Below are 11,547 nucleotides of genomic sequence, written 5' to 3'. Positions count from 1 at the left end.
TATAATAATAGCTTGAAAATTTCGAAACGAAATACTAACATCCTTTATTATGACTGTACTAATTATTTCTTTGAAATTGAAGAAGCTGATGGTTTGAAACAATACGGTGTTTCTAAAGAGCATAGACCTAATCCTATTGTTCAAATGGGCTTATTTATGGATGGTGATGGTATTCCCCTTGCTTTTAGCATTAATAACGGTAATACTAATGAACAAGTTACTCTAAAGCCTCTTGAAGAAAAAATCCTTAATGACTTTAAATTATCAAAATTTATTGTTTGTACTGATGCCGGTTTAGCTTCTAATAATAATAGAAAGTTTAATGACCAAGGCGAACGTGCTTTTATTACTACTCAATCTATTAAAAAGTTAAAATCTCATCTTAAAAAATGGGCTCTTGATCCTGAAAATTGGAGATTACCAAATGATGATAGAGTTTATAGCTTATCAAAACTTGATGATATGCTGGATAAAATGAATGAATTGGATAGAAATAGAGTGACTTCAAAAGTGTTTTATAAAGAACGTTGGATTAAAGAAAATGGATTAGAGCAAAAACTTATTGTTACTTTTTCTCTTAAATATAGAGATTATCAAAGAAGTATACGTAATACCCAGATTGAACGTGCTGTTAAAAAAATAGATTCCAATCCTTCTAGAATCAATAAAGCTAATCAAAATAATTATAAAAGATTTATTAAGAAGACTAGTTGTACCAAAAATGGTGAAATAGCTGATAAAAACTTTTATAGTATTGATGATACTGTTATTGCAAAAGAAGAAGTATTTGATGGATTTTACGGTATATGTACTAATCTTGAAGCTGATGCTTCTGCAATAATTAAGATTAATAAAAGAAGGTGGGAGATTGAAGAATGCTTTAGAATCATGAAAACAGAGTTCAAGGCAAGACCCGTTTATTTAAGCAGAGATGATTCTATACAAGCACACTTCACAACTTGTTTTATGGCTCTTGCAATATATAGATTAATAGAAAAGAAACTAGATAATAAATATACATGTAATGAAATAGTATCTGGACTAAAAGAAATGAACTTTTACAATATACCTGGTGAAGGCTACATTCCTACTTATACTAGAACTGATTTCACAGATGATTTACATGAAAAGTTTGGCTTTAGAACTGACTATCAGATAGTTTCTTCAAAAGAAATAAAAAATTTTCTTAAAGATACTAAAAAATAAAAAAGGTACGCACTTTTTACCCCATAACAAAAACCTTGTATCCCTCTATTTATAAGGGCTTACAAGGTTTTATTTTCTTTCAAGTGTCAACCCATGATTTTATCAGAGAAAATTTTCCATATCAATATAAATCCGAATTTTTTTGTTATTTCGGAATAAATATTCTGTTTTTTGTAGGTTGGAAAGTTATTTTCTTGGTATTTGTCTGTTTGGGTAGAATTAGAGGGGTTGTGGGGGTATGGAGTTATGTGAGGGATGATTGAATGTGTTGTAAGAGATTAGTTGTGAAAGTGGTTAGACTCACCCTGTTTTAGGGTTAGGTCATAACCACTTTTAGATGGTTTTAGAATAATGAATTAATTCACATAAAATATTTCAAGAATTAACTAAATATTTTTGTATATTTTTTTTGCATTTGATACTATTATTGTTTATTTTATTCATATTATTTTAGGTATTCTATATTTTAATATTATATTAACATCAGAGAAGATAATAACTTGTTTCATCGCTTCTAGCAAAATCCATTTTGTGAATTCCACATAAAATTTCATACAAAAACTTCCTTTTCTTTGATGTTCCAAATTAAATTGCCTTTTATAAACAAAAGTGTAGCTCTGTTGACATAATGTTTTGCAGTGTATTCTAGTGTTTTTCCATTGTTTATAGTCTATTCATTCTTCATAATCTTAGTTTTGGTGACTTTCTCAATGACATCAGAATTATAAGTACTTATAATTCAGTATTTATCTCATGATATACTTCTGGTAAAGCCTTATTAATCATAGCATCTGAGAACATTAAAGCATTCGAACTAGCTTTAACTCCATGTATATTCCACATAACTGGATATACTAAGATAGGTATTTCTTTCCCATATTTGCTAACTACAATCATTTCCCTGTTATCTGAAACAGAGACTTCTCCATCCATCTCAAGCACCTTTTTAACAGGATTAAAAATCTTCCTTTGCTCTTCTAGAGTAAATGCGCTAGCCATCTTTCCCTGTATCCCCCATTCAAGCAATTGTATGGCTAAGTTCCTGTTCAGCTTACTTTGAATTCTTTGATTCCAGAAGTGATTAATACAGTTATGGCAAGAAGACTCACAATCACAATCATTTAGTATCTCAAGTGTCTTATCAATTACTTCATCTGTTCTGTGCGAAACCTCAGAACTATAGCCTGCACCACTTGATAGACTGTCAAATAGATAAATATCTACAAAAACCTTTTCCCTTGAATATCTAAGTCGATATCCGCTTTTTATTTCGTTGAATTCGACATCTAACACCCTTCCTGCAGCTAAAACCATAGCTTCGGCAAGAGTTAGAGCAGCTGAACTTATCCATAGTTCTTCGGTGTCTGTATTGATTTTATTTCTGTCAAGTTCAAACTCATATACGACCATATCTGTCATGAATTCATGCCCAAGAACAAAGTTATCTACATCATTATGGAAACAGGCTTTGAGAGATTTGGTTGATTTATATGGTTTCTTTACACTCCTATCAAATTCTTCCTCACCAGTAATAGCAGCCCCACAGTCTTTACAAATCAAAAACCCTTTATCTCCCGGACCTTTATTCAGAACAATAAGCGCTTGATCAGCTCTGTCAGCCCTTTTAATATACTTGAAATTCGTATCATTCATATCATCTTTTGATGGTGTGGCTGAATAACAAGGTAGTTCTGCATAAGACATCGTACTTTCAGAGCGTGACTCACTTACACTGGTTGCATTTACAGGTGCAAATCCCCAGGGCTTCAAGAAATTTCTTTTAGAAATCTCATTGTTACCGCAGAACGGGCATTTGTTGTCTTGTGGTAAAGATAAACCAAACCATCCACAAGACTTATTCTTGCATGAAAAGAGATCCTTAGAATACTCTTTATTTTCAAAATATGGTCTTGCGGGCTTATCAAAGTAGCCTTTTCTGAATTTAGAATGAAAGTTGTATATACCTCCTGATTTATACGTTTTTTTATCAACTTTAATCACCCGACCTGGGGCATATTCGCTAATGGCTTGATCGAGTGACCTACTAGGCCTGAACTTGACTTTTTTACCATATCTATCCTCTATGAAAAAGCTTACAACATTCTTGGGGAAGGAGTAGGTAGGCAGTACGCTCTCATCATAAAGCACATCCATTATTGGTCTTATATTCTGTCTCTCATCTTCATAGTCTTCCGGATATTTTTCATACTTGGTCTTTATTTTCTCAAGCAACTGAAGCAGTTCACTTTTACCACTTTCAACATCATATGAAATACCGATTGGTAACAATACCCCCTCTTCTGTAGATGATAAATTACGATTATTAACAAAAACCTTGAATTTCTGTAAATGCAGATTGAAAAATTCTTTTATACTCAACTTATCCATTCCGAGATTCAAACGCTTCAAGTATTCATTAAGCATAACAATATTTACATGACGCTTAATCAGCTTTTTATTGTTCAAATCAATCCATGGTGCCCTTACATCCCCAGATATTATTTCACTCGGATGCAGAAAATAGTGACTATCATGAGGTCCGTTATCTGTGTAGGTAACAATTGTAGATATTGAAGTCCCTCTTCTACCTGCTCTACCTGCTCTTTGCTGATAGTTTTCTCTCATGGGTGGAATATTCCTTAGTCCTACAGCTGTCAACGAGCCAATATCAATCCCTACTTCCATGGTGGTCGTGCAACTTAGAATATCTACTACCGGCTGATTACCAATTTCTACATCTTGGAATCTCATCTCATAGTTCTCAGTCTTTGACCAGGTTTCATCCCTTTGATCAATATGAGATAATTGAGCGGTATGTTCTTCTGTATTTATACTCGCAATCTGTTTTTCACCTTCAGTATACACCGCATCAACTACCGGCTTCCTCCAAAAATCCAATCTACCTAAATCAATTTCATCCATTTCAATGAGATTATCCGATCCACAGTGGGCGCAGCACCCCCATAGGTCGCTATGAAATACGCCAGAACATTTGTTACAATAAATCCATTTCTGATTCTCATTAACAACCAACTTGATGTATGACAAATTCAGATAAGAATTCTCTTCACCTTTTGGAATTGTCGTATAACTCTTCAAACAGTCGTAAATAACATTGATTTTTTTCTCACTATTGCCATATTCTTTTGATTCAATTATTTTTTTGATGTGACGAGGCAGCCCTTTGTCTGGTTTCAAACCATATCTAGGCATCCGTCCAACTCGCACGTTTTCTCTGACCTCTTTACTAATTGTCTCATCCAACGAAAAAGTATCCTTCATTATATGATTTGCCCAAGCAGAAAACAGGAGTTTAAATTCTTCAATATCCATTTCAATACCATTTTCTTCAAGGTTGTCCATTACATCCATCTCACGATCTTCCGAACATGGCATGACATAACCTAATGCCAAATCAGTTAGGGATATGTAGCTGCTACAAAGAAGCTTCAATAGATGCAACTGATACAATTCTGGAACCTCTTTAAATTCATTTTTAATGTCTTCATAATTCAGGCTTCGTTTTCTTCTTTTAGCATACTTAATCCTTTTTCCTATTGTTTCAAGGTTCTTGTTGAAATCTTCGTTATTTCCCCCGTAGAACAACTGTAAGTTATTTGTATAGGCTAAGTGAAGAAAAACAGTGTATAGTTTATCCATCGATGGCTCTCGATGATTCTCCTCGGCCCAAGTCAACAATTTCTTAGCCGCTAACACAATTACTTTTCTCATGGCCTCATCATCAGCTGATTTCGTTAAATCTATAGCAAGACCTGCAGCTCTTTGCCTACTATCAGAAAATAGCAGGACCTTTCTTCCTGCATTTGGTGATTTCTTAAGCTTCTCCTCGTCAAATATCCTTGGAGCCTGAATTTTTAGCTGTTCAGAAACTATATTATAAAAGGATTCATTACCTTTTGTAATAAAGTCCGATGCGTTCATATGTATCTTTTCACACTTTGGACACTTGTTAAAAGTCAGCATACCCGGCTTACCCATGAGCTCCTTATTATTATATGCTACATGTAGAAACCCCTTCTCATTGGCATATGTATCGTCAAAATATAGTTTACCTGTATAGGCATTGAGCCAGCCTACTATTGTTTCATTAGATTTGGCGTATTTGCCATCTTCAGGGATAATATATAGATGTACTTCTTTCATCGACCCATCAAATTTATTCCCCGGTTCATTCCATATATACCTAGCACCATTGACATCGTCATACATAAATGCTTTCAAAAATAAAGCGCCACATCGTCGATCGTTTACTAATTCATATACTTTTCCGGAACAGTGACTACAAACATTACTACTCTTTCCAAGGTGTATCTTACCAACTTTAAGTCCTTCCACATGCAATCCATGAGTACAGTCAGGATTTGAACATACAGAAATGCCCTGTAATCCCCTGAACATCATATGTAAACGCGCCGGAAACAGCACTTGACCTTCATTATTTCTTGCCAATGGGGCTATACTAAGTAGTACTTCAATAGCTTTCTCTGAAATCATATTTGAATCCTTAGGAAAGACTTCTTTAGCTAATTGATTAAAAGCAACAGCGTTCCCTCTACAAAGAGACATAACCTTCAGCATAGGAGTAAATTCCATTAGATGATTGTATAACCAATGTCTTCCTAATTCGTATTTTTCTATATCAATTTTTTTATCGAATTTCTTAGCAAAGGTATTAATACCTTTTAGTTTCGAATCTTCATCCAATGCAAACTCGTCTATCGGCAGACTTGCGAGTTCTACTGCAGACATGTCATATCTTCCAGGAAACACTATCGACTGGCTATAGCCACGGATGATTTCAAAATTTGAATTTTTTCCATTTCCTGCTGAAATATCATTTGCAAATTCTATGACTTCTTTCTCAGATCCTACTGGAACTGACGCGCTCGTCATAATAAACTTTACTTTATCTCTAGATATACCAATCCTAAAAAGAAGTCTTCTAATAAGAAGAGCAACCTCTCCCCCAGCAGCACCTCTGTACATATGTGCTTCATCAATGATGATAATCAGTTTGTTCTCTTCATCGGTATCTAACCAACATTTAGTTTGCTCCCAAATGCTCTTTTCAATCGGGCGAAGCAATGTATATTCTAACATTGAGTAATTTGTAATCAAGATGTCAGGACATGACTGTTGCATCTCTTGTCTTGTCATCAATTCAGCATCTAAATCATTTGTAATATGCTTGCTTTCATACAAAGCTTCTACAAAACCATCAAAATCCTTCTTAGCAGGATACTTGCCGATGTCTTTCAATACTTTTTTTATTGACTCATCTTGAGAGAGTAGATCTCTATTCAGAGTATCCGCCAGTTCGGTATCCTTTCCCTTACTCTTGTCTCCTGAATATGGTGTTCTCCCTGTATACATCCCAAACTGAGGGATTCTTGTGGATTCATCTTCTGTACAATCATAAAAAACCTGACCGAAACCTTCACCCTCATCACCGACACCAATCATCCGTCTTAATCTACTTACCTGATCTGATACCAAAGCGTTCATAGGATAAAGCATCAATGCCCGGATACCTCTTTGCTTCCAAGATTTTTTGTTTGTTGAAGCTTCATTAGTCAAGTTGCTTACCATAGGCCACATAAAACACTCGGTCTTACCTGATCCAGTACCTGTTGTTACAAATAAGTCATGATTTTCATAGAAAGCTTCTAAAGCCTTAATTTGATGTTTATATGGATTCCTAAAGACTCCAAGCTTAGCTTCTACCATTTTACCCAATATCTCTTTTATATTTTGAGGAATATTTGCATTCTGTATACCATCTTCACAGACTTCATACGCCGGATTCGACTCAACGTATGATTCCTGAAAAAGAATACCTTCTTCATTGATGATATCTTCACACGCTTCGTACAATAATCTGCTTTCACCTAAATATTGCGCCTTTACATAATCAATCAGTTTTGTCTTCAGTGCATCATGTGTACTTTTTACACCATATTTTTCCATCTCATTCTCCTACCAATTCAATACATAGATTTTCTAAAACATCATAAATCCATTCCCAAATGGACTCATGAAAAATAAAATTATAACTATCTTGGATGTGTCTCACTGGCCAACCAAACAAATTAAATATCGATAATTCCAGCAATGGCAGATTGCACTCCAGTTTCAGTATTACATACACTTTATTATAATGATAATACGCTTTCGCTTGCTTACAACACTCTGCTTTCAAACCTAGTAGAAATCTATTCACTTCATAAGTTTCTATCAAGTAAGAACTAATTTCGCTTATATAGCAATTATTTTTGCAGAATTTGATGAATCCAAATTGCCCATAATCATTCTTGTAAATTGATATCTTGTTTCGTGGAATTTCAGATGATTCGTTCCAAGCATGTGAGAAGAAAGACTTGTGCAATGGATCAAATATCTTATAATTTAAATTGTCTAACTCAACCCTTTGCCATTGTATATTTTTGATATAGTCATTTAAGACCTCATCAGCCCTATTGACATTCTCTAGAAGAGCTTTAATATCGCTAATTATAGCCTTTTCTTCAGGTTTTCCAATTAATAAAGGGGCTAATCCGGACATTACAACTTTCTTTTCATCACATAAACCTCTTTTCAGATAAAGCCCATTTTTTATTTGAATTACTTCCTCTTCAGGTAGCATTAACTGAGAATTGGAACCTATCGCCTGAATATCACCAAAAGCTTTCAGCCTATTAATAATAATAGAAGAAAACATTTTTTCATCTTTCCCCATAAACCATTTGCTCATTTCAGGGTATTGAGATAGCATGCAATCAAGAAACTCTAACACATACTGTGCCATATGTTTTTGGCTTCGGCCTTTATCGACAATACAACCATCAATGAATTCAATATTAAGCAAAGCTGACCTTATCTTCAACGCACTAGCTGAATAAACAAGTCTTGTTACATAAGATATCTCACTTTCATCATCTAATGGCTGCATCCTCAAATCTTGATTAATTCTATGGATTATGGGATTCTTACTACTCATTTTCTAACTCCAAAGTTTGCTTTATCTTTTGAATATCAACATCTGCAATATCCAATTCAGAAAGAACACCTAACAAAACATCAAGCTCCACATGACTATCAAATATCAGGCTTATGTAAAAGATGACAATGCTGGTAATAGAATCAGATTTACTACTTAGTTTTTGAAGGACTGCAGTAACTTTTGCAATTTCAAGCATGGCTATTTTAGATACACTAAGTACTTTTTTGAAGTCGATTAGTCTTTCCAGTGCCTCTTTTTTATCACTAAGCTCAATGTTCTTCTTAAAAATATCTTTGTTCACCGATGCTTTAATCAGTTCCTCATTCCTTTTAAACGTCATACTGTTGTCAATATTAAGCAATGTCAAATAACCCAGTATGCCACTTGGCAATAATTTTATCATTTCAAGAGATTCAAGAGAAAATACTAGCATCTTGGAATTACTCCTTTTCAACAAAGGATAATATATATTCTCAAATGAATTATCCAGTAATTGCTCTATCAAGATAACTTTTGATTGAGTGCTCTCGATTATTTCTTCGATTCTTTTGACATCATTAAATCCTTGAGGCACGGTTAATACTGCAGCATCTGCAGAACAATATACATTCGAAAGCGCATTTGTTATATCTCGTGAATTATTCCCTACGAGCAATATGCTCTTTTCTAGAATTATGCTTGAGCAAATGTATTTCGCCATATTCAATGACATATCTTCCTCTACACCTGAAATAGCTAGATTGGTCTGAAGGTCATAAATAAAATCCAAAATGTCATCAGTGTAATCTTCTTCCTCATCTCTCAACTGGATATCTTCAATAATGAGATCAATGTGTTGATTTGTTAACTCTTCGGAGATTCCAAGCATTTGAACCGCTGACTTTATTCCCTCAATCAAGTCCCTGGTATTATTCTTTAACTTCCCATTTACATCCTCACTCTTAGCTCGTTCCATTTCCAATTGTTCAGCCTTATTTTTCATGTCTTCAATTGTACTGGTTAATTGATGTATTTCATTTTCAGCTTTTTCCTTTGCCTTTACCTGTTCCTCATGCTCAACGAGCCATTTATCATAAGCTATTTTCTTATATTCATTATCTTTCAAGGCAAGCCTTGCTTGCAGCTCCTGTATTTCAACCTTATGCAACTCTCTTCCAAGTTGTAGTACATCTATAAATTCTTTTGATTCCTCAACCTGCTTATTCAGTTGAGTCATTATTTTTGTATTATCATCTTTCAAATCATTTATTGATTTCCGCAAAACACCATTCTCTTTGTCCTTTGATGACAGTTCTTCCCTGTGGTTCTCCTTGGTATGTTTGCCATCTTCTTTGAGCTTCTTAATATCATCTTCTAAAAGCTGAATTTTTTTGAGGTGCTCTTTCTCATAATAAGCAAGCTTTCTTTCAACTTCAGCTCTATATTTTTTTTCATACTTTCGCTCTAACTCAATAGCTTTTTTCTTTTCCTCCACTTCAACTTGTATGTATGAGATACACTCTTCATCTAGCTCAATGGATATTAGTTTAAAGAATAAGAGTATTCTGTCTATAAAACACGTATTAAGTAGACCATTGACATATTCAATAAAATTATCTGTTTTAGCGCCAGTCATTCTTTTCCTTATACTGACATACTCATCATCTTCCCCATCCATTTGATTCATTATTTCAAGGTCTATTGGCATCAATATACCTTCAATTAAATTTGAAAAGACCTCTTCTAGCAATGTATCATTATGCTTGAATAAACCATTATAATATAATTGATTTATTATTCCTCTTGGTAGCTTGTTAGGTCTGAATCCAGAAATTAAATGCTTGTATTTTTTGGGATAATCTATAAATGGACGTACCAATTTCGGATGCTCTATTAGACCAATCAGAAAAAATAATTCCTCTTTTTTTATAATCTGATTTATACTACCTGAAATAAAGTAATCTTTTACTTTCATCTTTTCTCATCTCCCAATTCACAGTACTTTTGATATAAAAGCCGTTCTACCCCAACTGGTATCATGCCTTTCCTCAAATAGGCTTTTATCACTTGATTCAACTGGATTTCTCTATCCATTATTATCATCAATCTCTTCAGCCAAGGTTTGCAGCCAACAACTGGAGTTCTACTTAAATACATGATGTCTTTCATTGATACGGTTAGAACTTTTTTCTTTATTTCCTCTTTTACTCTTGAAAACTCTACAAGCTTTTGAACTTTCATATAGTGTTTCCAGAATAATGCATCACCGTATCTTATATCCTGTATCTTTTCTATATTATTTTCATTCAACTTATACCTAGAGTGAAATAATCCCTGCCTGAAAAGAAGAATTTCCGATTTGACATTTGATTTAACATTAATCGTTGAGTTCTTTGGTAAAGCATCAAGACACCCACATAGCATATTTCCATAGGAATCACATATAGCCACCTCATTATTACTTCTGATGATATTAGAATGCTTTTTATTTGATAAATAATAAAGCAACGTTGTATTAGATTCGCCAAGGCACATCAATTCATTTTTTTTATTTATTGGTACTCTAAGTAATTTTGATTTGTAATCCAGCATCGTCATTTGATAAGTACTATGCACATAATCTTGATGAATATTGATACTCTCGTTTTGGTCTCCATTACAAATTCTGTATAGAGCATCACCGCTTCTGCCAAAGTAGTTGATCTCATCAGCCCCTTTTACTACAGGAGGCCAAATCAAATCTACTTTTGTCTTTTGGTATACAAGGTTCACTTTGAATTTATCTCTTACAAACATACTTGCTCTTCTAAAATCGTCTTCTGTATTTGCACGAATAACAATTATATATACCTGATACTGATGCGCATTGTCATGTAAATAAAGTGTACCCATCGGAAAATACTCGATAAATCTCTCTCGTACAAATCGCTTACCATAAGATGTCATTAAATAGTATTTTACATTTACTTCAATCTCATCATTTATCCTGACTTTATTCCCCTTGTTACCAATGTAAGTGAACAACATCATGTTATTAATGAAACCTTCGGATTCTGCACCCCAATGTCTGCTATAATCCTTTTCTACTGTACTTGGGGAATATTTTATGTAATAACGCTCAGCAGCAAAGCTGACATTCAAATACGTAGATACATCTTTAGAAAATCGTGATTGATCAATACGATATCTATCCATTTTGTCGCTGAATTTATTTCGTATACATAGGATACTGCCAGAATATTTACTCCCTGTTATCAAATCTACTTTCACACCTGAAAACCTCATAAAAAGGCTATATTTATTGTGTGAAGTATTCCTAATTGTAAATGTCAACATCAAAA

The 11,547-nt window shown here is 33.9% G+C and carries 5 protein-coding genes and 1 pseudogene; 1 reads left to right on the top strand and 5 read right to left on the bottom strand.

Annotation, left to right across the window (positions count from 1 at the left end):
- A partial coding sequence (locus ACX6CF_RS20120) for an IS1634 family transposase (protein WP_458787160.1) occupies positions 1 to 1,206 on the top strand: 1,206 nt, incomplete at its 5' end.
- Positions 1,207 to 1,938: 732 nt separating this feature from the next.
- Here ACX6CF_RS20120 and ACX6CF_RS20115 read toward each other — a convergent pair.
- The 5 genes and pseudogenes from ACX6CF_RS20115 to ACX6CF_RS20095 form a co-directional block, all read right to left on the bottom strand.
- The gene (locus ACX6CF_RS20115; protein WP_458787161.1) at positions 1,939 to 6,600 is read right to left on the bottom strand and encodes a Zn-binding domain-containing protein; all 4,662 of its coding nucleotides are present in this window, start codon (positions 6,598 to 6,600) and stop codon (positions 1,939 to 1,941) included.
- Between the two features lie 93 nt (positions 6,601 to 6,693).
- A pseudogene (locus ACX6CF_RS20110) lies at positions 6,694 to 6,954 on the bottom strand (DEAD/DEAH box helicase); the annotation flags it as partial.
- Between the two features lie 241 nt (positions 6,955 to 7,195).
- Positions 7,196 to 8,224 carry a hypothetical protein gene (locus ACX6CF_RS20105; RefSeq protein WP_458787159.1) on the bottom strand — a complete coding sequence of 343 codons (1,029 nt, stop codon included), beginning with the start codon at positions 8,222 to 8,224 and terminating at the stop codon, positions 7,196 to 7,198.
- Positions 8,217 to 10,181: a hypothetical protein gene (locus ACX6CF_RS20100; protein ID WP_458787158.1), complete on the bottom strand. Its 1,965-nt coding sequence runs from the start codon at positions 10,179 to 10,181 to the stop codon at positions 8,217 to 8,219. Before ACX6CF_RS20100 ends, ACX6CF_RS20105 begins: the two co-directional genes overlap by 8 nt.
- Positions 10,178 to 11,547 (bottom strand): hypothetical protein (locus ACX6CF_RS20095; RefSeq protein ID WP_458787157.1); only part of this gene is annotated, 1,370 nt, incomplete at its 5' end. The genes ACX6CF_RS20095 and ACX6CF_RS20100, both read right to left, overlap by 4 nt.

The organism is Vallitalea sediminicola, assembly GCF_054408565.1.
This window is presented reverse-complemented; position numbering and strand designations above follow the sequence as displayed.